This is a genomic window from Allobosea sp. 10L422 (assembly GCF_056395345.1).
Genome location: NZ_JBFTJI010000004.1, coordinates 1 through 24,612 on the forward strand (window position 1 = coordinate 1; position 24,612 = coordinate 24,612).

Below are 24,612 nucleotides of genomic sequence, written 5' to 3' on the forward strand. Positions count from 1 at the left end.
ACGGCTCGAAGAAGCGAGCTCACGCCATTGGCGTCGCCATTGGCGTTGAACGCCGAGATGTAGGCGAGGTGAGAAAACACGACCGACCAGGCAAGGATGCCTCGAAGTCCTTCTATAGCCACAAACATTTTGGGCCGAACGGTCAAAGGTAACCCCCGAAGGAAAGATCGATATTATTGGCTTTTGATTGTCATATCAATAACATAAGCCGGATTTTGACTCGAAACAATCTTCCTTTCTTTCGCGAGACGTTCCTGGCTGAGACGAGAAAGTAGGCGTAACCTAGGCAGCACTGCTGCGCGACCATCAACGTCACCGCTACAAACGAGTGGCAAACGAACAGAGCGAGAATTGGTTCCCTATGGAATCGATCAGTTGGTGCGGGAGTTACGAACGCCGGGGTTCACGGGCCTCCAGCCCTTGCTCGATGTCCGAAATCGAACACCTCTCGGAATCCTCTCTGCCTTGTCGTCGTCGCATCTGCGGGCTCAGCCAGCGACCGACCGTCGGCTAAACCTCCGTCTCCATCTCGGCCGCCAGATTCTCGTCCCGATGCCCGACACCCATCCTGGCCGGGAAGACGTTGCGAGAACCGAAATCGGCAATGCGCCAGTCGCTCATACGAGAAGGCCGTGGCGCACGTCCCGAAGCTTCCGCTCGTCGCTGGTCGCGTCGAAGCTTGGTTGCCGCATCCGGCCGGCGAGATATCCTCCCGCAATGCATGACGAAACCGTCACCCACAGTGCCCAAAGGGAAAATTGTCTCCGACGCCGTCAACCTAAACTGCCCAGTTCGAACTTCCGGCGCTCCGGAAACGGGCATAGGTGCCCACGGCCATCAGACAGGCGATAACCAGGCAGATTCCTTCGGCAAGCTTGCAGTTCCGTGGCCGGAGTGCCGAGGCGACAGCTTCCGCGGTGGCAGCAAAGCAGGAGGGTTCAATCAGTGGCGCGCGGGAAAACTGCGCCAGGTTGGTTTGCAACCGCCCTTCGAGCGTCCGCGCTTCAATTGCAAGCGCTAGCGGGATTCGTTGGGGGGGCTGGCTACGATGTGGCTAAAAAAGTTTTTAGCCAGTGGCTCCGGTCAAAGCCTAAGTGCTTGATTTTTATGGTCGGAGCGAGAGGATTCGAACCTCCGACCCCTTGTCCCCCAGACAAGTGCGCTAACCGGGCTGCGCTACGCTCCGACGGCTCGGCTTATAGTGGCCGGCCGCGGCAGATGCAATGCGCTTCGCAGCAATCTTGCACGCATTGGAAGAATGGCCATTCCCGGGCGGCACCCAGCCTTGTTTCGCAGTGCAAAAATCTGGACGGCCTCCCCCATATGGGGGGTGCCGATCGAGCCCCCTGCTGCAATCATCATTGCGCGGCGCGGGAATGAACATCCATGAAACGCAGGCATCAAATGTCGCTGATCGTGCGGCGTGCCCAGATTCGCCGCGCGGCCGCCAGCAGGAAGGACGCATCCCGGCTTCAGGAGGCCGAGCGCCCGAAGCTCCGTCTGGTTTTCTCCAACGACAACATCCAGCATCTCAAGGCTACGTGCGGAGGCGAGGGATCGTCGCGCTCCCGCGAATAGGCGGCCCGATTCTCTTGCCGGCGAAGCGGCCGTTCAGCAATCAGTCATCCGCTGCCGCCTCTGATGCGACCGTCGGCGACGCCTTGTCGCCGCGCGAAAGTGAATGCAGGCGAGGTCGTGTTGAGGCTGGACTGGTTCCATTGCGAGGATTGCGGCTCGCCGGGGGTGTCGATTCCCCAGGCTCTCACCGATGCCAGCATCGTTTCATGCGCCAATTGCGGCTACAGGATAGGCACCTGGGCAGAGTATCGCCGTCATGTCGATCTGGCTCTGCGGGCGGAGCAGGCGCGCAAGACGAGCCGCGTCATCGTGGCGGATCCGATCGGATGCGGCGCAGCCGGGGTTTGAGCTGTCGCCCTCGCAGCTTGGGTCCATGCCGGCGCCCGCAGGACTATCGACGCTATCGCTGATTGCGGCCGGATTCGTACCGCGCGGCGGCTTCTGCCGGTGAGGCCGGCTTCGGCAAGGCCGCGAGCCCCCAGACGAGGCCGATCATCAGATAGAGATGCCGCCAATGGTCGGTGTCGATCTGAAGGCCCTGCAGGATCGTCACGAACAAGACCGGCCACAGCACGATCGCATGCTGCTGCCACGGCCGGCGCTGAAACACGAGRCGCCAGCCGACATAGCAGGTCGCGGCCATCAGCCCGAGCCACGCCACGCCGCCCAGCCAACCATAGGAAGCGAAGGCGTTGATGTAGACGTTGTGGGGATCTTCCGTGAAATGCCAGCGGAAGCGCAGGGGACCGAACCCGTTCGGTGCTTCGAGCAGAAGTGAGATCGAGCGAAACTGGTTGCCGAAGCGCCCGGTCACGCCCTGATCGTAGCTCTGGTCGAGACTCGCACGGGTTTCGAAGACGCTGCGGATGTTCTCGAAGGAGAGCGCGACGGCAAGTGCGGCTGCCGCGGCCATGAAGGCGACAAGCGTCAGCAGCGCGATGCGGCTGCGCTGCGTGCCATTGGGGGCGGTCAGGAATGCGAGCCCGATCATCAGCAGCGCGGAAGCGACCAGATTGCCCCAGGCTCCGCGGGAGAAAGTCAGAAACAGCGCGAACAACGGTACGCTGATCAAGGTGAGCCCGCGGAGGAGGCCGGACCGGCCGGTCAGGATCCGGTGCAGGACATAGAGGATCGGCAGGACGAGGTAGGGGCCCAGCACATTCGCATCCTTGAAGGTGCCGGACGCGCGTCCATAGAGCGTGAAGAGGCTGCCCAGGCCGGCGACGTCGAAATAGCCCAGCACGCCCGCGATGCCCGCATACCAGGCAGCGAAGAGGTAGCCCTTCCACAGGGTCTCCAGCCGGCTCGTCGCATCCTCGGCCATGATTGCCGCAAAGAAGATGCCGGTGATCATCAGATAGACGGAGACGGCGGTGAAGCGGACCGAATCGATCTCGTCCATCCATGGAATGAGCGAGAAGATGCCACCGATGTTGTAGAGGAGCAGCAGCACGGCCAGCGGCAGCAGCTTCTGCGAGAAGCGGATGCCGGCGAGGGCGAAGACGAAGAGCGTCAGCAGGAAGACGAGTTCGTAGGGCGAGGGCTCGACCAGCGCGAAGCCGCTGGAGGCGCCGAGGAGCCAGAGCGTCCCGCGCTGGATCGCCGCATATGAGATCGCGAGCCGGGGGCCCGGCGCCTCATGCGACGGGTGCTCGGCGAAGGTGCTCAATACGCGTTCTCGTTCTTGGTCAGCAGCGAGAACGGAGTCTTGAACAAGATGTAGAGGTCGAGCAGCACAGACCAGTTCTCGATGTAGTAGAGATCGTGCTCGACGCGCCGCTGGATCTTCTCGTCGGTATCCGTCTCGCCGCGCCAGCCATTGATCTGGGCCCAGCCGGTGATGCCGGGCTTCACCTTGTGCCGCGCGAAATAGCCGTCGACGACCTGCTCATAGGCGCGATTGGCGGTCGAGGCGTGGATGGCATGCGGGCGCGGCCCGACCAGGGACAGGTTGCCCTTGAGGACGACATTCAGCAGCTGTGGCAGCTCGTCGATCGAGGTCTTTCGGATGAAGCGGCCGACGCGGGTCACGCGCGGATCGCCTCGCGTCACCTGCTTGGCCGCCGCATAGTCGCTTTTGTCATGGTAGAGCGAGCGGAACTTGAAGACCTCGACCATCTCGTTGTTGAAGCCGTAGCGCTTCTGGCGGAAGAAAACCGGTCCCTTGGAATCGAGCTTGATGGCGATGGCTGTCGCCAGCATCACCGGTGAAAGCGCGATCAGCGCCAGCACGCCGACGACCTTGTCGAATATCCATTTGACGACGATGTCCCAGTCGGCGATCGGCCGGTCGAAGACATCCAGCACAGGCACGGTGCCGAAATAGGAGTAGGAGCGCGGCCGCAGCCTCAGCTTGGAGAGATGCGCCGACAGACGGATGTCGATCGGCAGCACCCAAAGCTTGCGCAGCATGGTCAGCAGCCGCGCCTCCGCCGAGATCGGCAGGGTGAAGATCACCAGATCGAGCTTGGTGCGGCGCGCGAACTCGACGAGGTCGTCGATCGTGCCGAGCTTGGGGTAGCCGGCGACAAGATCGGGTGAGCGTTCGTCGTTGCGGTCGTCGAAGACGCCGCAGATGCGCAGGCCCGTATCCTTCTGGCTTTCGAGGGCCCGGATCAGCGCCTCGCCCGCCTCGCCGCCGCCGACGATCGCGGTGCGCCGTTCCAGCCGGCCGTTGCGGGTCAGGTGGCGCACGCCGAGCATGACGACGATCCGGCCACTCAACAAGGCGGCGGCGCCGGCGAAGTAGAAGCCGACCAACCAGCCGCGCGAGACCTGATCGCTGATCTTGAGGATGAAGAAGACCGCCATTGTGACGAGGAAGAGCATCGTCCAGCCGGTGAGAAGACGCACGGCGCTGGCGATCAGGTTGCGCAGCGCACCGATCGGGTAGAGCTGCAACGCCTGGAAGGTGCCGAGAGCTGAAACGGCGAGTGCCGGGATGGCGATTTGATAGGGGAGGGCATATTCGTGCCTGCCCGCCACGTAGAGCCAGTAGATCAGGGCGCCTGTTGCGATCACGGCGAACGCGTCGACCAGCCGGGCGACACCTTCGATCATGACGGGTGATAATGTCGGCTTGACCGGGATGGCGGCGATGCGCTCGGCGAGGGGGTGAAAGCGCCGCGTCTGGCCCGCTTCCGCCCCGCCGAACATCGTCGGCGTTGCCGAGGCGGCCGCGTCCGCCTTCATCATATCGCGGACATCGAAAGTCCCCATAGCGTCCAATCCTCAAGCCGGATCGCAGCGCCGGGCGCGGCGGTCCCGGTCGCGGTCTATCCGAAATTGCTCACGGAACGCTTAACCCGGCCGCTTCTTCTTTCGCAGGATCGGAAAGGGATCGGGCGAGACGGAGGCGTCCCTGACCTCAAAATGCCCCGTGCGACGGGGCCTGAAAAAGCATAATGCGAAAACCCGATTTTGTCGTGGCGGGCCAATGGCTTGCTCGGGGGTAAAGCTACGTAAAAATCAGCCGGATTCTCGTAAGTCGTTGTTATTGCAAGTTATCGAGAGTTGACAATCGCGATTGGCGCCGGCATATTCCTCTGCGATGAGTGTCTGAGAAGCATATATCGCCCGCTTGGGGCATGGCGTCGGGAGCGTTATTTTTCTCCTTGCGCCGATTGTCGAGGTCAAGCCTCCGCAATCGCTTCTTTTCGGAACTGTCGATTTAAAACTCTAACGATTGCTTGGCTGTCCCTGCGTCGCATCTGCGATGTTCAGCGCCGGCTTCGCCCGTGTGCAAAATGTCTTTTCACTGGTTGGTTCTGCTCGCGGCCATTGCCGTCGAGATCGTCGCGACGGCCGCGCTGAAGTCGGCCGTCTCCGCACCCTGGCTCATCGGCGCCCTGCCGCTGGTCCTGATCGGCTTTTCTTTCATCCTGCTCAGCATTGCGCTGCGCGTCATCCCGATGGCGGTGGCTTACGCCGTCTGGGAGGGGGTGGGCATCGTCGGCATCGCCGTCATCGGCCATCTCCTCTTCGGGGAGCATCTCACGGCCGGCCGCGCCCTCGGCCTTGCTTCGATCCTGGGCGGCATCCTGCTCATCGAGAACGGCGTCGGCCATGGCCGCAAGCAGGATGAGCCGGTCGCTGAGGGGAGGCTTGTGTGAATGTCTCGTTCATTCAGGCCGCCCCCTTCCTCTGGCTGCTGCTGGCGGTCACTTTCGAGATCGCCGGCACCTATCTGCTGAAGCTGTCGGACGGCATGAGCCATCGCGTGGCCGGCGCCGGGGGCATCGTCTTCGTCATGGGGGCTTTCGCTGCCCTGGCTCAGGCGATCAAGGGCATGGATCTGGCTGTCGCCTATGCCGTCTGGGGCGGCGCTGGTCTGGTGATCACGGCGGTCGTCGGTGCGCTGGTCTTCGGTCAGCGCATCCGGCCCGTTGGCTGGCTCGGCATTGTGCTGGTCGTTGCCGGCGTCGCCGCGCTGAAGCTGGTCTGACGCCGCCTCAGGCCATGCCGCGCGCGACCATAGCATCGGACCGAAAAGTGGAATCCACTTTTCGAAAAAATCCGATTCGATAACAAATAGATAGATCGCTGTTACCGCGTCCGATAGGACGCGCGGCGATCTATGGCGTCGCGATAGGCGGCGATGACGCCGTCGACCATGTTATGGATGCAGAAGTTCTGGCGGACATGTGCGGCCAGATCGACCGCCTGGGCCAGCCGCTCCGATTCCGGTGTTTCGAGCATCGTACGAATCGCACCGGCGAGGATCTGCGGATCGTCGGTCTTGATCAGCCGGTTGCGGTGCCGCTCTCCATAGATTTCAGCGATCCCGCCGACATCTGTCGAGATCAGCGGCTGCGCCGCGGCCGCCGCCTCGAGGATGACGTAGGGGAGGGACTCGGCGCGTGACGGGATCACCATCACATGCGCTTGCGCCAGCGCCTTGCGAATGGGGCCCGGAGGTTCGAACACGCATTGATCGGCGATGCCGCGCTGATGCGTCATCTGCCGCAGTTCGGCCTCGTCCGGCCCCGAGCCGACGATCAGGAGGCGCGGCTTCAGCCCGTCGCGCTGACGCAGCAGCTGCAGTGCGTCGATCAGCGTGTCGACGCCTTTCGCCGAGCGCAGTTCGCCGAGATACAGCAGATCGAATTGGGCCTGCGCATGATCGATCGGCTCGAATTCGGCATCCGAGACCCCGTTCAGGACAACGCGATGGCCGGTCCGCGGCGCATGCCCGATATGCGCTTCGAAACGCCCGGCGATGAAGCGGCTTTCGAACAGGAACATATCCGTTGCGCCCTCGAGCAGGCGTTCGACCGCCATATAGACCCCGTGCTCGCGGCTGCCGGGGTTATAATTGAAGCTGCCGCCATGCGGCGTATAGGCGGTGACATAGCGTCGTCCGGGCGAGAGAAGCGCCGGGAACCGGCCGTAGACGCCGCCTTTCGAGCCATGGCAGTGCACGATGTCGGGGGCCAATCTGCGCCGCACTGCGACGGCTGAGAGCTGCGCCTTGGCGTCGGTCATGCTCGGATAGCGAGACATCGGCACGCGCGTCACGCCAAGTGCCAACTGGCCTGACAGCTCCCGGAAGACTTCGTCGGCTCTCGGGCCGCCGGTGTTCGAGTCGCAGAAGATGCCGACGGCGTGCCCACGCTCCACCTGACCGCGGGCCACGTCGAGGACGTGCCGGAACAGTCCGCCGAGGGGCGCGCGGAAGACATGCAGAATTCGTAAGGGGCGCGTGCCGGCAGCGTCCGTCATGGCAGGAATCCGCTGTGCTTCAGAACCAGCGTTCCTTGATGACGATCGTATCTCCGGGCTGGACGGGGTACGTGATCGGCACGGTCGCGGTGACAGTCTGGCCGTCGATCTGCCGGGTGACTTCTGCCGAGGAGCGCTGTCCGCGCGGGGTGAAGCCGCCAGCGATCGCAACTGCGGTCTGCACGGTCATGCCGTTGACGAAGGGGAACTGGCCCGAGGTGGTGACTTCGCCCAGCACGAAGAAGGGGCGATAGGTGTCGACCTCGACCGAGACCTTGGGCTCGCGCAGATAGCCGCCACGCAGCTTGGCTTCGATCGCCTGTGCGAGCTGCTGGGTGGTGCGGCCCTGCGCTTCGACGGTGTTGATCAGCGGCATGGAAATCCGGCCCGAACCGTCGACCGCATAGATGTTCGACAGATTATCCTGCCCGAAGACGATAATGCGCAGCCTGTCCCCGCTGGCGAGCCTGTAGGGGCCCGCCGGCTCGGCAAGTGTATAGTCCGACGCCACATATTGGGGCGCGCATGCGCCCGCCAGCATGGCGGCGGCCAAAGCGAGAGAGGCGAGGCGTCGACTCATCACAAGGCTATCCGTGCAGAATACGCCCGAGCTTTAGGCGCCATATGGTTAAAAAAGGCTTCCCGGCCGCCTGCGTTAAGCGGCGGAAGGCCGTCTTAACCGGGCAATAACCTTACTGAGGCTTCAATGACGGCCGCGTCCCTGTCCGGGAGGCGTGAGTATTGCGTTCAGAGGTGTGTCATGACCGCTCAGGCAGGGATTGAAGCGCGCAGCGTCGGCGATGGCCGGGGCGACATGCTCGACCTCTCCGCGTTGTGGGCCGCGATCAAGCGGCGCAAGCTCTGGATCATCGGGCCGACGGTTGCGGCGCTCGGCCTGTCGTTCCTTGCGGTCAACGTCGTGACGCCGCGCTATACGGGCGAGGCGCGGCTGCTGCTGGAAAGCCGCGGCACGTTCTACGCATTGCCGGGCCAGTCGCTGCCGGACACCTCCGGTCAGTTCGATGCCGAGGCGGTGCAGAGCCAGGTCCAGGTCATCATGTCGCGCGATCTGGCGCGCGAGGCGATCAAGCGCATCGGTCTCGTCGGGAACCCCGAGTTCGATTCCGGCGTCGGCGCGCTGAGCAGCGTGCGCAAGCTGGCGGTCATGATCGGGTTGGGGGGGCACCCCGCCGATCGCTCGCCGGAGGATCGCGTCCTCGAAAAGTATTTTGACCGGTTGCTGGTCTTCCCTGTCGGCCGTTCACGCATCGTGTCGATCGAGTTCACCTCGGTGGATCCGGCTCTGGCTGCGAAAGCGGCGAACACCATCGCCGAGACCTATCTTGAGTTCCAGGAGGCGGCGAAGCAGGAGAATGCCCGCAGCGCCTCGAACTGGCTTTCGACCACGATCGAGCCGCTGCGCAAGCGCGTCGCCGAGGCCGAGGCGAAAGTCGAGGATTTCCGTTCCAAAAACGGCCTTCTGGTCGGCTCCAACAACACGACCATCACCTCGCAGCAGCTCACCGATCTTTCGAGCCAGCTTTCGGCCGCCCGCAGCCAGCAGACCGAGGCGCAGGCCAAGGCCGGCCTGATCCGCGATGCGATCAAGCAGGGGCGGACCTTCGAGATCCCCGATGTCGCGAACAATGACCTCGTCCGCCGCCTGATCGAGCAGCGGGTCAATCTGCGCGCGCAGATCGCGGCGGAATCGCGCAGTCTCCTGCCCGAGCACCCACGGATCAAGGAGCTCAACGCCCAGCTTCTCGACCTCGAAGGGCAGCTGCGCGCCGCAGCCGAGCGGACCGTGCGGACCCTTGAGAACGAAGCCAAGATCGCGGGCCAGCGCGTCGAGAGTTTCCAGGCGGCGCTCGACGGACAGAAGAAGAATGTGTCGTCCGCCAATGACAGCGAGGTGCAGCTGCGGGCACTGGAGCGCGAGGCGCGCACCCTGCGCGATCAGCTCGAGCAATATATGCAGCGCTATCGCGAGGCGGTGGCGCGGGACACGCTGAATGCCACGCCGGCGGATGCCCGCATCATCTCGCGCGCCGTCGAGCCGACCGAGCCGTCCTTCCCGAAGAAGGTTCCCGTCATATTGGTTGCCACGCTCGCGACCTTCCTGGTCGCGCTGGCGACGATCGTCACGCGTGAGTTGCTCGACGGCCAGGGCCGGCCGCTGCCGGACTCTCCGCGCCGGCCGCGCTGGGTCGCAGCCGGCACGAACGAGGACGAGGCGGAGCAGGCAAGGCCTGCGCCGCAAGAGCCTCGGCACGAGCGGGTCGCCGGCTTGCTGACCCATGCCGGGCGCCTGGGTCAGCTGCGGCTCGACCTCGACCGGCCGGAGCGGGTGCTCGCGGAGATCGCCGAGCGGACGCAGGAGGCGCCGCGCGGCATGGCCCCGATGATGCTCGTGCTCGATGGCGGCGGAGAGGGGGCTGCCAACGCGCGTGACCTTGCCAAGCTGCTGGCGCAGCGCTGCCGCTGCATTCTTATCGACCTGGCGGCAGATGATGAGCACGACGAGCCCGGCTTCTCCGAGCTCCTTGCAGGCGAGGCGCTGTTCTCCGACATCATCATGCGCGCGCCGGGCTCACGCCTGCACAGCATCGGGCCCGGCCGTGCCGGCCGTGCCGCCGTGCTGGCGGCGCCCGATCTCGTCGACGTAGCACTCGATGCGCTCTGCGAAACCTATGACTGGGTGCTGGTCGCCGCGGCTTCCAGCGACGATGGCGCCATGCTGAGCCCCGTCGCCCGCCGCGCCCAGGGCGGGCTGGTGATGAGCGGCCAGTTCGGCAATGGCCACGCCCTCGAAGCGGCCTATCGCCTGAGCGAGCTCACCGAGGCGCCGGTCACGCTTGTCCTCGATGCCGAAGGCGGCGTTCCCGCGGTCTCGTCGCCGCGCACCGAGGTGTCGGCCGGGGCATGATCGCCTCGGCGGAGCTTATTCCTCGTCGCGCTTCTTGCCGTGCAGCCAGCCCGATGCTCGCTGCGCCAGCCTGAGCGCTAAGGGAGAGGCCTTGATCCGCCGCTTGAGCTCCCGCTTCGCCCGGGCCGTCGCGGCGAAGAGCCGGCCCTTCAAGGTGAGCGGCAGAAAGGTGTCGACCAGATCGTCATGGTCGTCGCAGAAGGTGGTCTTGTAGCGTGCTTCGCCCACGCCGAGATCGAAGACGGCCGACCCATCATTGCATTTCTGCCGGATCAGCTCGGCCAGCAGCAATTCTCCCGGGCTGGTCCGGATGGTTTCGCTGTCCATGTCGAACGAGGTCGCCATCCCCGAGAACCGCTCGCCTTGCGCGGCGCCGACATAGGTGGCGACGCTTTTCCCCGCCAGATCGAGCGAGTAGAGCTCGATCCTCGGCGCCGCCTCATCCGTGCCGACTGCCGCGCGCGACAGGAATGCGCGCACTGCCGGCTCGGCAAACGGATCTCGCACACCCATCGCGCGGAAGCGCGCCGCCTTCTGTTCTAGGAACGCCAACAGGACGCGCTCGATCTCGTCGGGCGTTCCCGCGCGGATCATCGTCGAAGGGCCGAAATCCCTGAAGCGGCTGTGCTTGTTCTTGAGCTTCTTGCGCGCATGGCTGCTCATTGAGCGCTTCAGCGTGGCATCGCCGTCGCCAGCGATCAGCGCGAGCTTGTAGGCCCGGCTCGGGCTCGGGCCGGCGGCGAGAAGGGCAGGCGGATTGGCCTGGCCTTGCCATCGCGCCGGCTGATTGACGAAGACGAGCGCGTCCAGACCGCCGATCGCCGCGCCGATCTCGGCGAGCATCTGCTGCGCAAGCGCTGCATCGAGCCTGGCGGCGAAGGCAGGAGCATAGAGACCCATATGGTAGTTCGCATGCTTGCCGCCGATGAACTCGGCGAAGCGGATGCCGTTGCGACGGGTGATGACCAGCGGCAGCAGCGCGCAGAGCGCTCCCTGCGCGTCGCGAAGCAACGCGTAGCGGAATGTCATTAGCTCGGCGGCGCCCACCGTCTCGACGAAAGGGCGGACCCAGCCATAGGCCTGATAGGGCGTGACCAGCGCCTGCGCCTCGAATTCAAGCCAGGCCCCCTCGAGCGAACGGATGTCGCTCTCCACGGAGATCGATGCCCAGGGCCGCATCTCTGCATGGCTGGCAGCGGCATCGGTTCGCGGGTGCGATGTTTCGGCGGCGATGGCAGGCATGGCTTCTCGGCCCCTCGGCGGATTGAGGCGTATCCTCCTTAACCCGTCATTGTGAACGGATCGGTCATGATCCTCCGGCCCGGCAGCGCCATTGTGCAACAGCGTTAGCGGGTGGTTGCACGGAATGGCGATGAACGGACGTCACAAGGCCATCGCGGCCGCATTCAAGCTGATGGCGGCGACGGGCGCGGATCGCTGGGGCCGCAGCTTTGCGCAAGGCGCAGGGATGATCCTGACCTTGCACCATGTCCGTCCGCGGCTGGCGCGTGGCTTCGCGCCCAACGCGTTGCTGGAGATCACGCCCGAGTTTCTCGACGAGGCTCTCAGCCTCATCCGGGCCGAGGGCTACGACATCGTTTCGCTCGACGAGGCCGTCCTGCGCCTGCAGCAGCCGAAGCGCGGCCGTTTCTTCGTCGCGCTGACCTTCGACGACGGCTATCGCGACAATGTCGATCACGCGTGGCCGGTGCTGGCGAAGCATGGCGCGCCGTGGACGCTCTTCGTTACGCCGGGCTTTGCCGATCGCACGGCGCGGCTCTGGTGGCTGGAGTTGGAAGAGGCGATCCGTATCTTGCCGCGGCTCGACATCGCCTTGCCTGAAGGCCCCTGCACGGCCCGCACCGAGACCGACGCCGAGAAGAATCGTGCTTTCGACAGGCTCTATTGGCGTCTGCGCAAAGGGCCGGAGACGATTCTCCTGTCGGCGATTTCCCAGCTTGCCGCGCAGGCCGGCATCGATGCCACGGCTCTGGTCGAGCGCGAATGCCTGCCATGGGAGACGCTACGGTCGCTCTCCGGCGCGCCGGGCATCACCATCGGCGCCCACACCCTGACGCATCCGATGCTAGCCAAACATGATGCCGAGGCCGCGCGCCGCGAGATCGCCGAGAGCAAGGCGCGGCTGGAGGCGGAACTGGCAATGCCGATCCGCCATTTCGCCTATCCTGTCGGTGATCCCGGCTCGGCTGGGCCGCGCGAATTCGCGCTGGCGCGGGAGGCGGGCTTCGAAAGCGCTGTCACGACGCGGCCGGGGCATCTTTTTGCCGAGCACGCCGCCCATCTCCATGCCCTGCCGCGCGTCTCGCTCAACGGCCTCCACCAGAACGAGGCTGCGCTGCGGGCGCTGTTGTCAGGGCTGCCGTTCTGGCTGCGGAACCGGGGACGCAGCCTTGATATCGCCTGACGAGGCTCAGGCCTCGTCCTTGCGCTCCATCCATTTGATCAGTGGCAGAAGCGGCAGCACCCAGGCGAGGCCGAGCGCGACATAGGCGATCGTCTGGACGAGCTTCGGCGCCTCGGTGATCCGGCCCTGCGCCAGCGCCATCGCAACCAGCGCGTAGACGCAGACGAAGACGAGGATCAGCACCGTTCCGAGCAGCTTGCGGTTGCGTTGTCTCATCGGGTTCTCCGCCGCTCGCTCGGGCCTTGCATCGCTCCTGCGGCATTGCAGGCGTTGTCGCGCTGTCGCGACGGGTCTATGTCACCGCAATCAGCGCTTGTGAAGCGCCAGCCAGCATCTGCGACCGAAAGCCCGCCCGTGACCCTCGCCCTCGACCAGACCCGCGCCGACGCCAAGGCCGCTCATGCCGGCATCCGCCGCTGGCTCTGGGCGGTGGCGGGCCTCGTCTTCCTGATGGTCGTCGTCGGCGGCGCGACACGGCTGACGGGCTCGGGCCTCTCCATCACCGAATGGAAGCCGATCACAGGTGCGCTGCCGCCACTCTCGGCCGGGGCCTGGACCGAGGAGTTCGCCAAGTATCAGGCGAGCCCGCAGTACCAGATCCTCAACAACGGCATGAGCCTTGGCGAATTCCAGTTCATCTACTGGTGGGAATGGGGCCATCGCCAGCTCGGCCGCTTGATCGGGCTGATCTATCTCGCCGGTTTCCTCGTCGTGGCGCTGCGCCGCCTGCTGCCGGCGCGGCAGATCGCGACGCTGTTCGGCATGGGGCTGTTGCTCGGCCTGCAGGGCGCGATCGGCTGGATCATGGTCGCGTCCGGCCTCCAGCCCGGCATGGTCGCGGTCGCTCCGGTGAAGCTGACGCTGCATCTCACCTTCGCCGGCTTGTTCTTTGCTTCGGTCGTGGCCTTCGCGACGACGCTGACGCCGCTGCGGCGGGTCGAACCGGCGCGGGGCAGGGCGACCGCCTGGCTGCTCCTGCTGTTGCTCTTCGTGCAGGTTGCGCTCGGCGGCCTCGTCGCCGGCTCCAAGGCGGGCTTCACCTTCAACACCTGGCCGCTGATGGACGGCACGCTCGTCCCGCCCGGCTCGCTGCTCTTCGCCCAGACGCCGTTCTGGGAGAACTTCGTCGACAATGTTGCGCTCGTGCAGTTCGACCACCGCATCGGCGCCTACGTTCTTTTTGCCGTCGCGCTCTGGAACGTCCTGCGGCTGCGCCGCGCCGCGCCGGGATCGGGCAGCGCCAAGCGCGCGACCGCCATCGCCGGGCTCGTGCTGGCCCAATCGGCGCTCGGCATCGTTACGTTGCTGCTGGTCGTACCGCTTTGGGCCGGGCTCGCCCATCAGGCGCTCGGCTTCGCCGTTCTGGCGATGGGCGTGGTGCACCTCACGCGCACTGAGCAGGCGGCGCGCTGCTGAGATTTTCGCCGACCGTCGCATAAACAGAAAGGCGCCGTCGCCGGCGCCTTTTTGGTCTGCAGGTCTCGGGAGGTGCGTGGCTCCGCTCCAAGACGCGGAAGCTCAGGCCAGCGCCTGATCCAGATCGTCGATCAGATCGGCGACATCCTCGAGCCCGATCGAGAGCCGGACCACCTCCGGGCCCGCGCCGGAGGCCGTCTTCTGTGCATCGCTGAGCTGTCGGTGCGTGGTCGAGGCCGGGTGGATCACCAGCGAGCGCGTGTCGCCGATATTGGCGAGATGCGAGAACAGCTTCAGATCCGAGACCAGCTTGACGCCGGCATCGTAGCCACCCTTCAGACCGATGGTCATGACCGCGCCGCCGCCCTTGGGCGAATAGCGCTGGGCGAGTTCGTAATACTTGTTCCCCGGCAGGCTGGCATAGCTGACCCAATCGACGGCGGGATGGGTCGACAGATGCTTGGCGACCGTCAGCGCGTTCTCGCAATGGCGCTGCATGCGCAGCGGCAGCGTCTCGATGCCGGTCAGGATCATGAAGGCGTTGAAGGGCGAGAGTGCCGGACCCATGTCGCGCAGCCCGAGCACGCGGGTGGCGATGGCAAAGGCGAAATTGCCGAAGGTTTCGCCGAGCACCATGCCGTTATATTCCGGCCGCGGCTTGGACAGCATCGGATAGCGCTCGTCGCCGACCCAGTTGAACGAGCCGCCATCGACGATCACGCCGCCGACCGAATTGCCGTGGCCGCCCAGGAATTTCGTGGCGGAGTGCACGACGATGTCGGCACCGTGCTCGAAGGGGCGGATCAGATAGGGGCTCGCCATCGTGTTGTCGACGATCAGCGGGATGTTGTGCTTCTTGGCGATGGCCGCGATGCCGGCGATATCGACCACGACGCCGCCGGGATTGGCGATCGACTCGATGAAGATCGCTTTGGTCTTGGGCGTGATGGCGGCGGCAAAGCTCTCGAGATCGTCGGAGTCGGCCCAGATCACGCTCCAGCCGAAGTTCTTGTAGGAGTGGTTGAACTGGTTGATCGAGCCGCCATAGAGCTTCTTGGCCGCGACGAACTCGTCACCGGGCTGCATCAGTGCGTGGAAGCACAGGAATTCGGCGGCGTGGCCTGAGGCGACCGCAAGAGCAGCCGTGCCGCCTTCAAGCGCCGCGACACGCTCTTCGAGCACGGCATTTGTCGGGTTGCCGATGCGCGAATAGATATTGCCGAAGGCCTGCAGCCCGAACAGCGAGGCTGCGTGGTCGACGTCGTCGAAGACGAAGGAGGTCGTCTGGTAGATCGGCGTGGCGCGTGCGCCTGTCGCCGCATCGGGAGCCGCCCCGGCATGGATGGCGAGTGTGCTGAAACCCGGTGCGCGATCGGACATGGCGTTCTCCCTGGCACTTCTGACGAAACCGTTCGTTCGATTTAACGAACGCGGTCGGCAGCGTCAATTCAGGGGCGGGGCGCCAGTTCCGGCCCGATATGCTCCGGCCGCAAGCCCATGCCGACGAGCCGCGCCGGGATGCGGCGCAGCAGCGGGAACCATCGGAGGAGCTTGAGCGGGAAGGGCGGCTGCACCGGCCCGCTGCCGGCAAGGATCGGGGTGATCAAGCGATTCTGGATCGCGACCTGCAAGGCTTGCGTCGCCTTTGTCGGAAAGGCCCGGCGTTCCTGCACGGCGGCGAGATCGCTGTCGGCGACGCGCTTCTCGCGCAATGGCGCGGCAAGCCGGTTGGCGGCCGCGACCGCGTCCTGGATCGCCAGGTTCACGCCGACGCCGCCGATCGGCGACATCGCATGCGCGGCATCGCCGATGCAGAGCAGCCCCGGCTGCCACCATTGCGCCAGTCGGTCGACCGCGACCGAAAGCAGCTTGAGATCGTCCCAGCTCGCGATCTCGCCGGTACGGTCGGCCAGGATCGGCAGCAATTCGGCGAGGTTCGCCCTGAAGGCGTCGAGCCCGGCAGCCCGGAGCTTCTCCAGCGCCCCTTTCGGGATGACATAGGCGCATTGCCAGTAGTCGCCGCGGTTCAGCATCACGGCGAAGCGTCCACGCGCAACCTGCCCGAAGGTCTGCGCCGCATCGCTCGCGCGCCGGGACAGGCGGAACCAGAGCACATCCATCGGCGCGCCGATCTCGTGGACCGAGAAGCCGCCGGCCTGCCGCAGATCCGAATGGCGGCCATCCGCCGCAACGACGAGATCGGCGGTGATCGTCGTCTCGCCATCCTGCGTCTGCGCGGTGATGCCGGTGACGCGCCCGCCCTCGCGGATCAGCCCCGTCGCCTTGGCCCGCATCAGCAGATGGAAGTGCGGCAGCTCGCGCCCGCGATCGGCCAGGAAATCGAGGAAGTCCCATTGCGGCATGAAGGCGATATAGGGCGCCGCGACCGGCAGATGGCTGAAATCCGCGATCGGCACGTCCTGATCGCCGAAGCGGGCGACGATGCTGCGCTCCTCGGTATGCGGCAGCTTGAGGAAGTCGTCGAGCAGGCCGAGCTCCTGCATCAGCTGCATCGTCGAGGGATGGATGGTGTCGCCCCGAAAATCCCGCAGGAAGTCGGCGTGCTTTTCGAGCACCGTCACATCGACGCCGGCCCGCGCCAGCAGGAAGCCCAGCATCATCCCCGCCGGGCCGCCGCCGGCGATGCAGCAGGTCGTCGCAAGCTCGCGCATTGTCCTGCCTCTCCCTTGCGCGTCATTCTCGGGCTTGACCCGAGAATCTCGTGACCAGCTCTCTGGTCTCCGAGATGGTCGGGTCAAGCCCGAGAATGACGCGGATTTATGTCCCCGGCCGGTTGATCGTCAGCTTCTGGAAGCCCTTGCCTGCGAGCGCAGGCTTCTTGGCGGAGAGGATGCGCGAATTGATGCCCTGCCAGCCGATCTCGCCCGACAGCCGAGCATACTCGATCTTCGGGCAGCGGTTCATGATGACTGTGACGCCCTTCGCCTCGGCGCGGGCCGCGGCCTCGTCGTTGCGCACCGAGAGCTGCATCCAGATCACCTTGGGCAGGGGATCGAGCGCCAATGCCTCGTCGGTGATCGGCCCAGCTGCCTGAGAGTTGCGAAAGATCTCGACCATGTCGATCGGGCCGGGAACCTCCTTGAGCGAGGCGTAGACCGTCCTGCCCAGGATGGTCTGCCCGGCGAGGCCGGGATTGACAGGAACGACGTCGTAACCGCGGTCGAGCAGGTATTTCGTCACGATCCAGCTAGGGCGCGCCTCATTCGCGGAGGCACCGACAAGCGCGATCCGCTTCGTTTCGCGCAGAATGCGACGGATCGCGGTGTCATCGTAGGATTCGTGGCTCAATTGCGGGCACTCGCAGAAAAGTGAAGGGTACCGGAACGCTCCAACGGCATATCAACGTACGCTCAACATAGGCCCGCCATGCTTTGGTGCTTTGCTGGCGCGTCGGGGATGGCCCCCGACTTGTCAGTAGAAACGGAGGGCCTGCCATGTGCGACTATAGCCTGCACAATGTGATGTCCACTCCAGCCAAGGTCGGCGACGAACTGGTTTCGACCCGCTTTCCGCAAGCGAGCACCCGCGGCTTTTGCGCTGTCGGCCGGCCGGACGTGGCCGTCTGCGTGATGCCCGGCACGGAGCTGGCCTTCGCGGCCGATATCGAGTGTGATCGTGGCATGGGGCTGCTGCCGAACCGGAGATATCGCGCCCGGGTCGCACGGTTCCGCCAGGTCGACCTCGACAAGCCCTATGTCCATCACGACGCACTCGAGCTGCCGGATGGACGCCTGGTCATGGTGACGAGCCTGGTGGAGGGTCAGTGCGCCACGGTCCTGCAATTGCCGGCCGAGCCGGCGCGCGAGGGCGAGGCCGCCACGCCTGCGCCGGTCGTGGAACACCACTATCGGGAAATCGTCTGAATGCGCTGCAGATAAGCCCGGCAGTCGATGCGCCGGGCCTGCTATGATTCCCAGATCGGCGCGCGCTTTTCCATGAACGCGCCGATCCCTTCCTCGGCGTCGCGCGCGAGCATGTTCTCGACCATGACCGCCGTAGCGTGGTCGTATGCGGCCTTCAGCCCCATCTCGCGCTGCTCGTAGAAGGCGCGCTTGCCGATCTTGACCGTTGCCGGTGATTTCGAGGTGATGATGCCGGCGAGCCGCTGCGCCTCCGCCAATGCGTCGCCGGCCGGCACGACGCAGTTGACGAGCCCCATCCGGGCTGCCTCCGTTGCCGGCACCATCTCGCCGAGCAGCAGCATCTCCAGCGCATGCTTGGCCGAGAGATTGCGCGAGAGCGCGACCATCGGCGTCGAGCAGAACAGGCCGATATGGACGCCCGGCGTGCAGAAACGGGCGTCGCTGCCGGCGACAGCAAGGTCGCAGCTCGCTACGAGCTGGCAACCGGCGGCAGTCGCCGTGCCCTCGACGGCCGCGATCACCGGCTGGGGCAGGGCGGTGATCTGCTGCATCACGCCTGAGCAGCGCCCGAGGATATCCGTGAAATAGGCCCGCCCACAATCTGCATCGGCGCGATGGGCGGTCATTTCCTTCAGATCATGCCCGGCGCTGAAGACGGGGCCGGCGGCGGCGAGGATGACGACGCGCACCGAGCGGTCGGCGGCGATCGCGGTGAAGGCCTCGCTCAGCGCGGTCAGCATTGCTTCGCTCAGAGGATTGCGAGCCTGCGGGCGGTTCAGCGTCAGCGTCGCGATACCCTCGGCATCCCGCCGCAGGAGGATGGCGGTGGCCGGTTGGTGATGCGCGTTCATGACGATCCTTCCCGGCGCCGCCTGCGCTGCCCTATTTGCGCGAGCCGCCTTCGCGTTTAGGCCTATTGTCGGGGGCAGCCGGCCATGCTGCAAGGGGAGAACTTCCGCCTTAGCCTTCGGTTTTTCGCATGACGATCCGCATGAGCGCCGCCGAGATCGAGAGCTATCTCGACGAGGTCTTTCCGCAGCTCCACCATGGCGGCCGCACCTACTTCATCGAGGAGGTCGGCCCAATGACGGCCCGGATGCGCTGCGACTACCATGAGAAGCATCTGCGCCCGGGCGGGACCATTTCGGGGCCGACGATGATGGCGCTGGCCGATCTCGCGCTCTACGCGGCGATCCTCGCCCAGATCGGCCCGGTCGGTCTCGCGGTGACGACGAGCCTCAACTTCAATTTCCTGCGCAAGCCCGGGCAGGCAGCCCTGATCGGGGAGGCGAAGCTGCTCAAGCTCGGCAAGCGGCTCGCCGTCGGCGAGGTCTGCCTCTATTCGCAGGGCGAGACCGAGATGGTCTGCCACGCGACGGGGACCTATTCGATCCCCGCACGCTGATCCCCGGTCCTGCGTGGAAGAATGATGCGGTATCAGGATACCTTTATTCTCATCGCTATGAGAAAATTGCGTTTTTCGGAAACCTGCACTTTAGAAGCGGCTTGACAGCCGGCTCCACGCCTCCTATTGCCAGCCCACACCGCCGCCGGACCTCCGGCGGCTTGTCCTTTTCTTACGCAACCGAAGGGTGCCCGCGATGAAGACCGTCTCGCTCAAGCCCGCCGATGTCGAAAAGAAGTGGGTTGTGATCGACGCCTCCGGGCTCGTCGTCGGCCGTCTCGCCTCCGTGGTGGCGATGCGTCTGCGCGGCAAGCACAAGGCCGCCTACACCCCCCATGTCGACTGCGGCGATAACGTCATCGTCATCAATGCCGAGAAGGTCTCCCTGACCGGCCGCAAGCGTGACCAGAAGGTGTACTACCACCACACTGGCTTCCCGGGCGGCATCAAGGAGCGTTCGGCCAAGTTCATCCTGGAAGGCCGCTTCCCCGAGCGCGTCGTCGAGAAGGCCATCGAGCGCATGCTGCCGCGCGGCCCGCTCTTCCGCCAGATCCTCGGCAATCTGCGCGTCTACAAGGGCGCGGAGCATCCGCACGCTGCCCAGTCGCCGGAGGCGCTCGACGTCGCCGCGCTCAACAGCAAGAACAAGAGGGTCTGACCGTGGCCGAGGTTCTTCAGTCTCTCTCCCAGCTTGGCGATGCAGCCAAGCCCGCTCAGCCGGAAGCTCCGGTCCACGTCAAGAAGGTCGATGCCCAGGGCCGCGCCTATGCCACCGGCAAGCGCAAGAATGCCATCGCCCGCGTCTGGATCAAGCCCGGCTCCGGCAAGGTCACGGTCAACGGCCGCGATCAGGAGATCTATTTCGCCCGTCCGGTGCTGCGTCTCGTCCTGAAGCAGCCCCTGCAGCATGTCGATCGCCTGACCCAGTACGACGTCATCGTCTCGGTCAAGGGCGGCGGTCTCTCCGGCCAGGCCGGCGCTGTCCGCCACGGCATCTCCAAGGCCCTGACCTTCTATGAGCCGGAGCTTCGCGGCCCGCTCAAGAAGGAAGGCTTCCTGACCCGCGACTCGCGTGTCGTCGAGCGTAAGAAGTTCGGTAAGGCCAAGGCCCGCCGCAGCTTCCAGTTCTCGAAGCGCTGATCGTTTCCGGAATTACCGTTATGCGGAAGGGCGGCTCGCAAGAGCCGCCCTTTTCGTATTGGCTGCAGTTTCGCGCCAGATCAGCCGGAGTCCGCCGTGAGCCGTCCCGTCCTCCTCGTCACCGGCGGCAGCCGCGGGATCGGCGCGGCGACCTGCATCATGGCGGCCAGGCGCGGCTATGATGTTGCTGTGAACTACCAAAGCAACGGCAAGGCTGCAGCCGCGGTCGTCGAGGCCTGCGAGGCGGCCGGCGCAAAGGCTCTCGCATTGCAGGGCGACATGGCCGATGTCTCCGACATCATCCGCGTCTTCGCTGAAGCCAGGGCGGCGCTCGGTGCGCTCACCCATGTCGTCAACAATGCCGGCATCACCGGCAAGTCGAGTTCCCTGGTCGAAGCGGATGCCGCCGTGATCCGTGAGTGCATCGACGTCAATGTCACCGGTGCAATTCTGGTCGCGCGCGAGGCGGCCCGCGCGCTGATCGCCCATGAGGCGGCGCCGGGGAGGGCGATCGTCAACATCTCCTCGGTCGCGGCCGAACTCGGCTCGCCCGGCGAATATGTCTGGTATGCGGCCTCGAAGGGGGCCGTCGATTCCCTCACCCTCGGCCTCGCCAAGGAGCTGGCGCCTCATGGCATCCGCGTCAACGCGGTGGCGCCCGGCATCACCGAGACGGAGATCCACGCTCTTTCGACCGGAGAAGCCGGCCGCGTCGCACGCATCGCGCCGCTGATCCCGCTCAAGCGCGCAGCCACCGCCGAAGAGATCGCCGAGGCGGTGCTGTTCCTCCTGTCGGAGGCATCCAGCTATACGACGGGCGTGATCCTGAAAGTATCTGGCGGCCGCTGACGCCGATGCCGGGCTGCGCTGGAGCGGGGAGCCCGGCCGCTTCGGGAGCGCGCGGCGGGCGATCAGGGAGCGAGCGGGTCTGACGACCCGCTCGCGACGCTACGCAACGCTACTTTGCACGCAACAACTCGTCGCGGGGCGAGGAATTCCTCGGGCCCCGACAGTGTCAGTCGCAGACCTCGACCTGCTTCATCGCGCCATCGATGGGAGCCTGGGTGAATCGGCAGGGATTGGCCTTCAAGGGCGGCGAGTAATAGGCATCCGTCGCCTGATCATGGTATTTTGGATATTCCTGCGGCTCCTCCTGGGGTTGCGGAGCGAGTTGGTTCGCAGCCGGCTGATGTGCCTTGGCGGCTATGGGGGTGACCAGATTGCCGGCACTGCTCAGCGTCGGATTCGGCGTTGCCGGATGGGCTGAGGCTGCCGATTGCACGGCAATGCCTCCAAGGGCAAAAGTCAGGGCGAACGCCGCTGCGGCCAGTGTCTTCTTCATCGCTGTCTCCGAAACCACTGCATCGATAAGCAAGGGGTTATTCGTTCCTGCACGCTTGCAGGAACACCCAAGGATGCTTCCGGAAAAAAGACGCTCCGCAGCTTGATCCGTGGCATTTTCGCGGCAAGGATCACAATGATGTGCGTGCTTATTATACGGAGGCATATGAAGCCGACGGGGCGTAGGGAGCGCCGCCTCTCGCGCGTCGTTCGCCGCTGATGTAGCAAGAGCCTATGCGCGTCCTCCTCATTCTGATCGCCTTCGGCATGATCGCGGTGCCGGCCTTGCTGATGCTGGCGCAAGAGGATCTGCCGCGCGCTCGGCGGATAGGCAGGGCATTGGCCATCTTCCTCGCTCCGGCGGTGGCGCTCGGCTTCATCCATGGCGTCCCGGAGCTCGACGGGCGCGCGATCAACAACCCCAACGCCTGGACGATGCTGCGTCTCGTGCTGACGGCGCTGGCGCTGATCCTGCCCTGGTGCCTCTTCGTCTGGTTCAACGCGCGCCGTTGATTCGAAGGACCGTCATGAGCGAAGCCAGCGACAAGCCGCCGATCGACCACGCCTTCACGGGCGAGCGGCGTGGCGGCGCGGCCGACCCGACCTATGCAGGCGCGCTCTCCTTCATGCGCCGGCCCTATGGCAAGGATGTCGCGGGCTGCGATCTCGTGATCTGGGGCGTGCCCTTCGATCTTTCCGTCACCAACCGGCCCGGTGCGCGGTTCGGCCCGCAGGCGATCAGGCGCGCGAGCGCGATCTTCGACGGCGATCCGCAATATCCGTCGGGTATCGACCCCTTCGCCCGTCTTTCGGCCATGGACTACGGCGACTGTGCCTTGCCGCGCGGTGACCTTTCGGGTTGTGCCGGGGCGATCGAGGCGGAGGCCGCCGCCATCCTTGCTGGCGGCGCGCATCTGATAACGCTGGGCGGCGATCATTTCATCACCCTGCCGCTGCTGCGCGCCCATGTCGCCCGCCATGGCCAGCTGGCGCTGATCCAGTTCGATGCCCATCAGGATACCTGGGATGACGGCCCCGGCGGGATCGGTCATGGCAGTTTTGTGCTGGAGGCGGTCCGCGAAGGGCTGATCGATGTCGAGCGCTCGATCCAGATCGGCATCCGCACCGTCGCACCGCGCGACTGCGGCATCGCCATCCTCGACGCCTATGAGGCACACGCACTCGGCGTCGCCGGGATGGCGCAGCGCATCCGGGAGCGGGTAGGGCAGGGTCCGGCCTACCTCACCTTCGACATCGATGCGCTCGACCCTGCCTTCGCCCCGGGTACGGGCACGCCGGTCTCGGGCGGGTTCAGTGCGGATCAGGCTCTGCGTGCCCTCTGGGCGCTCCGAGACCTCGACATTCGCGGCATGGATGTCGTCGAGGTCTCGCCGCCTTATGACCACGCCGACATCACCGCGATCGCCGCCTCGACCATCGTGCAGCATCACATTCAGGCACTGGCGCTGAAGCAGGCGGGTTGAATCGGTTTGCGAACAGGTGGAATCGAATTCCGAGCCGCTGCCCGCAAGCCGTTGCGGCGACTCGGAAAAGAGGAACGCCGCCTTCGATCCGCCGAACCGGCACGAGCGTGGCGCGGTGCGGTTATGCTTCGGGCCGAAGCCTGCCGTTATTGACAGGGCCCGGTGGCTCCCTCATATCGAAGCGATGGTCAGTAACCTGTCCCGACGTCGCCCGTACTCGGCCGCTCCGGCGCGCCCGCGATGACGCTCGGCCGATGACCGAACGCCCGCGACCGCGCCGAGAAGCGCGGTTTTTTTATGCCTGAAGCCCATCCATTGACGTGCCTACCCAGCGATCGGGGGTCCTGATGAGCCAGAACCTGAAAACCATCTTCATCGACGGCGAAGCCGGCACGACCGGGCTTGGCATCCGCGAGCGGCTGGGTGCGGTGCCGGAGGTCGCGGTCAAGAGCATCGACCCCGGCAAGCGCAAGGATCCGGCCGCGCGGAAGGACATGATGGCGAGCGTCGATCTCGTCGTGCTCTGCCTGCCGGACGACGCCGCCAAGGAATCGGTTGTGCTCGCCGACGAACTCGGCACGAACGCGCCCAAGATCGTCGACGCCGCCACCGCCCATCGCGTCGCGCCGGGGTGGATCTATGGCTTCGCCGAACTCGAGCCGGGCCATGCCGAGAAGATCGCCAAGGCCGATCGCGTCGCCAATCCGGGGTGCTATCCGACCGGCGCCATCGCGCTGCTGCGCCCGCTCGTCGATGCCGGACTGATGGCGCACGACCATCCCGTCACGATCAATGCCGTCTCCGGCTATTCCGGCGGTGGCAAGTCGATGATCGAGGAGTACGAGACCGGTGTCGCACCGGCCTTCGAGCTCTACGGCCTCGGCCTGCGCCACAAGCACCTGCCGGAGCTGCAAGCCTATGCCAAGCTGACGCGGCGGCCGATCTTCGTGCCCTCCGTCGGGAATTTCCGGCAGGGCATGCTGGTTTCGATTCCGCTGCATCTCGACACGCTGCCCGGGCGGCCGAGCATCGCCGATCTTCATCATACGTTGGCCGAGCGCTATGCCGGCTCGAGCTATGTCAGCGTGCACTCCCAGGAGGGGATGGGCGGCAAGATCGAGCCGGAAGCGCTGAACGATACCAACAAGCTCGAGCTGCGCGTCTTCGGGCAGGACGATCTCGGCCAGGCCGTGCTCGTCGCGCGCCTGGACAATCTCGGCAAGGGCGCCTCGGGCGCGGCTGTCCAGAATATCCGCCTGATGCTCGGCCTGCCGGAAGGCTGAGGCCGCGCG

26 protein-coding genes and 1 tRNA gene are annotated in these 24,612 nt (G+C 65.4%); 15 read left to right on the forward strand and 12 right to left on the reverse strand.

Annotated features, from left to right (window positions below; all coding sequences use genetic code 11):
- Positions 1–1,108 precede the first annotated feature (1,108 nt).
- Positions 1,109–1,186: transfer RNA gene (locus tag AC1DEZ_RS10110), tRNA-Pro, on the reverse strand.
- A gap of 218 nt (positions 1,187–1,404) precedes the next feature.
- Here AC1DEZ_RS10110 and AC1DEZ_RS10115 point away from each other — a divergent pair.
- Positions 1,405–1,578, forward strand: a complete 174-nt coding sequence (locus AC1DEZ_RS10115) for a hypothetical protein (protein WP_441511201.1) — start codon at positions 1,405–1,407, stop codon at positions 1,576–1,578.
- A gap of 117 nt (positions 1,579–1,695) precedes the next feature.
- Positions 1,696–1,926, forward strand: a complete 231-nt coding sequence (locus tag AC1DEZ_RS10120; protein ID WP_441511202.1) for a hypothetical protein — start codon at positions 1,696–1,698, stop codon at positions 1,924–1,926.
- Between the two features lie 52 nt (positions 1,927–1,978).
- Here the strand turns inward: AC1DEZ_RS10120 and AC1DEZ_RS10125 are convergent, their stop codons facing one another.
- Positions 1,979–3,247: an O-antigen ligase family protein gene (locus tag AC1DEZ_RS10125; protein WP_441511203.1), complete on the reverse strand. Its 1,269-nt coding sequence runs from the start codon at positions 3,245–3,247 to the stop codon at positions 1,979–1,981.
- Positions 3,244–4,797 (reverse strand): undecaprenyl-phosphate glucose phosphotransferase, encoded by a 1,554-nt coding sequence (locus AC1DEZ_RS10130; protein WP_441511204.1) that lies wholly within the window; start codon positions 4,795–4,797, stop codon positions 3,244–3,246. The genes AC1DEZ_RS10125 and AC1DEZ_RS10130 overlap by 4 nt, the downstream gene beginning before the upstream one ends.
- A gap of 527 nt (positions 4,798–5,324) precedes the next feature.
- Between AC1DEZ_RS10130 and AC1DEZ_RS10135 the strand changes: the two genes are divergently transcribed.
- Positions 5,325–5,690, forward strand: coding sequence for a DMT family transporter (locus AC1DEZ_RS10135; protein ID WP_441511205.1), 366 nt, complete (start codon positions 5,325–5,327; stop codon positions 5,688–5,690).
- A complete protein-coding gene (locus AC1DEZ_RS10140) occupies positions 5,687–6,022 on the forward strand; it encodes an SMR family transporter (RefSeq protein WP_441511206.1) in 336 nt (111 codons plus the stop codon). Before AC1DEZ_RS10135 ends, AC1DEZ_RS10140 begins: the two co-directional genes overlap by 4 nt.
- A gap of 101 nt (positions 6,023–6,123) precedes the next feature.
- Here the strand turns inward: AC1DEZ_RS10140 and AC1DEZ_RS10145 are convergent, their stop codons facing one another.
- Positions 6,124–7,299: a glycosyltransferase gene (locus AC1DEZ_RS10145; protein WP_441511207.1), complete on the reverse strand. Its 1,176-nt coding sequence runs from the start codon at positions 7,297–7,299 to the stop codon at positions 6,124–6,126.
- 19 nt (positions 7,300–7,318) lie between these two features.
- Positions 7,319–7,879: a polysaccharide biosynthesis/export family protein gene (locus tag AC1DEZ_RS10150; RefSeq protein ID WP_441511208.1), complete on the reverse strand. Its 561-nt coding sequence runs from the start codon at positions 7,877–7,879 to the stop codon at positions 7,319–7,321.
- A gap of 180 nt (positions 7,880–8,059) precedes the next feature.
- Here AC1DEZ_RS10150 and AC1DEZ_RS10155 point away from each other — a divergent pair, with 180 nt between their 5' ends.
- The gene (locus AC1DEZ_RS10155) at positions 8,060–10,225 is read left to right on the forward strand and encodes a GumC family protein (protein ID WP_441511209.1); all 2,166 of its coding nucleotides are present in this window, start codon (positions 8,060–8,062) and stop codon (positions 10,223–10,225) included.
- Positions 10,226–10,240: 15 nt separating this feature from the next.
- On the opposite strand, the gene AC1DEZ_RS10160 is transcribed toward AC1DEZ_RS10155, so the two are convergent.
- A complete protein-coding gene (locus tag AC1DEZ_RS10160) occupies positions 10,241–11,467 on the reverse strand; it encodes a GNAT family N-acetyltransferase (RefSeq protein ID WP_441511210.1) in 1,227 nt (408 codons plus the stop codon).
- Between the two features lie 130 nt (positions 11,468–11,597).
- Between AC1DEZ_RS10160 and AC1DEZ_RS10165 the strand changes: the two genes are divergently transcribed.
- Positions 11,598–12,650: a polysaccharide deacetylase family protein gene (locus AC1DEZ_RS10165; protein ID WP_441511211.1), complete on the forward strand. Its 1,053-nt coding sequence runs from the start codon at positions 11,598–11,600 to the stop codon at positions 12,648–12,650.
- Positions 12,651–12,656: 6 nt separating this feature from the next.
- Here AC1DEZ_RS10165 and AC1DEZ_RS10170 read toward each other — a convergent pair whose 3' ends face one another.
- Positions 12,657–12,866 (reverse strand): DUF2842 domain-containing protein, encoded by a 210-nt coding sequence (locus AC1DEZ_RS10170; RefSeq protein WP_441511212.1) that lies wholly within the window; start codon positions 12,864–12,866, stop codon positions 12,657–12,659.
- A 78-nt stretch (positions 12,867–12,944) separates the two neighbouring features.
- On the opposite strand from AC1DEZ_RS10170, the gene AC1DEZ_RS10175 reads away from it, so the two are divergent.
- Positions 12,945–14,066, forward strand: coding sequence for a COX15/CtaA family protein (locus AC1DEZ_RS10175; RefSeq protein WP_441511213.1), 1,122 nt, complete (start codon positions 12,945–12,947; stop codon positions 14,064–14,066).
- Between the two features lie 102 nt (positions 14,067–14,168).
- Here the strand turns inward: AC1DEZ_RS10175 and AC1DEZ_RS10180 are convergent, their stop codons facing one another.
- The 3 genes from AC1DEZ_RS10180 to AC1DEZ_RS10190 form a co-directional block, all read right to left on the reverse strand.
- The gene (locus AC1DEZ_RS10180) at positions 14,169–15,446 is read right to left on the reverse strand and encodes an O-acetylhomoserine aminocarboxypropyltransferase (RefSeq protein ID WP_441511214.1); all 1,278 of its coding nucleotides are present in this window, start codon (positions 15,444–15,446) and stop codon (positions 14,169–14,171) included.
- 68 nt (positions 15,447–15,514) lie between these two features.
- On the reverse strand, positions 15,515–16,738 hold the full coding sequence (locus AC1DEZ_RS10185; protein ID WP_441511215.1) for an FAD-dependent oxidoreductase: 1,224 nt from the start codon (positions 16,736–16,738) through the stop codon (positions 15,515–15,517).
- 106 nt (positions 16,739–16,844) lie between these two features.
- On the reverse strand, positions 16,845–17,375 hold the full coding sequence (locus AC1DEZ_RS10190; RefSeq protein ID WP_476779675.1) for a CoA-binding protein: 531 nt from the start codon (positions 17,373–17,375) through the stop codon (positions 16,845–16,847).
- A gap of 146 nt (positions 17,376–17,521) precedes the next feature.
- Between AC1DEZ_RS10190 and AC1DEZ_RS10195 the strand changes: the two genes are divergently transcribed.
- Complete coding sequence (locus AC1DEZ_RS10195) at positions 17,522–17,950, forward strand: hypothetical protein (RefSeq protein ID WP_441511217.1); 429 nt, start codon at positions 17,522–17,524, stop codon at positions 17,948–17,950.
- Positions 17,951–17,991: 41 nt separating this feature from the next.
- Here the strand turns inward: AC1DEZ_RS10195 and AC1DEZ_RS10200 are convergent, their stop codons facing one another.
- Positions 17,992–18,801: an enoyl-CoA hydratase gene (locus AC1DEZ_RS10200; RefSeq protein ID WP_441511218.1), complete on the reverse strand. Its 810-nt coding sequence runs from the start codon at positions 18,799–18,801 to the stop codon at positions 17,992–17,994.
- Between the two features lie 128 nt (positions 18,802–18,929).
- On the opposite strand from AC1DEZ_RS10200, the gene AC1DEZ_RS10205 reads away from it, so the two are divergent.
- From AC1DEZ_RS10205 to AC1DEZ_RS10220, 4 genes are all read left to right on the forward strand, one after another.
- Positions 18,930–19,355: a PaaI family thioesterase gene (locus tag AC1DEZ_RS10205; protein ID WP_441511219.1), complete on the forward strand. Its 426-nt coding sequence runs from the start codon at positions 18,930–18,932 to the stop codon at positions 19,353–19,355.
- A 196-nt stretch (positions 19,356–19,551) separates the two neighbouring features.
- Positions 19,552–20,013, forward strand: a complete 462-nt coding sequence (rplM, locus tag AC1DEZ_RS10210) for a 50S ribosomal protein L13 (protein ID WP_441511220.1) — start codon at positions 19,552–19,554, stop codon at positions 20,011–20,013.
- Between the two features lie 2 nt (positions 20,014–20,015).
- The gene (gene rpsI / locus AC1DEZ_RS10215; RefSeq protein WP_441511221.1) at positions 20,016–20,495 is read left to right on the forward strand and encodes a 30S ribosomal protein S9; all 480 of its coding nucleotides are present in this window, start codon (positions 20,016–20,018) and stop codon (positions 20,493–20,495) included.
- A gap of 96 nt (positions 20,496–20,591) precedes the next feature.
- Positions 20,592–21,344 (forward strand): SDR family oxidoreductase, encoded by a 753-nt coding sequence (locus AC1DEZ_RS10220; RefSeq protein WP_441511222.1) that lies wholly within the window; start codon positions 20,592–20,594, stop codon positions 21,342–21,344.
- Between the two features lie 166 nt (positions 21,345–21,510).
- Here AC1DEZ_RS10220 and AC1DEZ_RS10225 read toward each other — a convergent pair whose 3' ends face one another.
- A complete protein-coding gene (locus AC1DEZ_RS10225; RefSeq protein ID WP_441511223.1) occupies positions 21,511–21,837 on the reverse strand; it encodes a hypothetical protein in 327 nt (108 codons plus the stop codon).
- 233 nt (positions 21,838–22,070) lie between these two features.
- Here AC1DEZ_RS10225 and AC1DEZ_RS10230 point away from each other — a divergent pair, with 233 nt between their 5' ends.
- From AC1DEZ_RS10230 to argC, 3 genes are all read left to right on the forward strand, one after another.
- Entirely contained in the window at positions 22,071–22,349 is a 279-nt protein-coding gene (locus tag AC1DEZ_RS10230; protein ID WP_441511224.1) for a hypothetical protein, read from the forward strand.
- Positions 22,350–22,363: 14 nt separating this feature from the next.
- Positions 22,364–23,320 carry an agmatinase gene (gene speB / locus AC1DEZ_RS10235; RefSeq protein WP_441511225.1) on the forward strand — a complete coding sequence of 319 codons (957 nt, stop codon included), beginning with the start codon at positions 22,364–22,366 and terminating at the stop codon, positions 23,318–23,320.
- Between the two features lie 347 nt (positions 23,321–23,667).
- Positions 23,668–24,603 (forward strand): N-acetyl-gamma-glutamyl-phosphate reductase, encoded by a 936-nt coding sequence (gene argC, locus AC1DEZ_RS10240; protein ID WP_441511226.1) that lies wholly within the window; start codon positions 23,668–23,670, stop codon positions 24,601–24,603.
- The last annotated feature ends 9 nt before the right edge of the window (positions 24,604–24,612 follow it).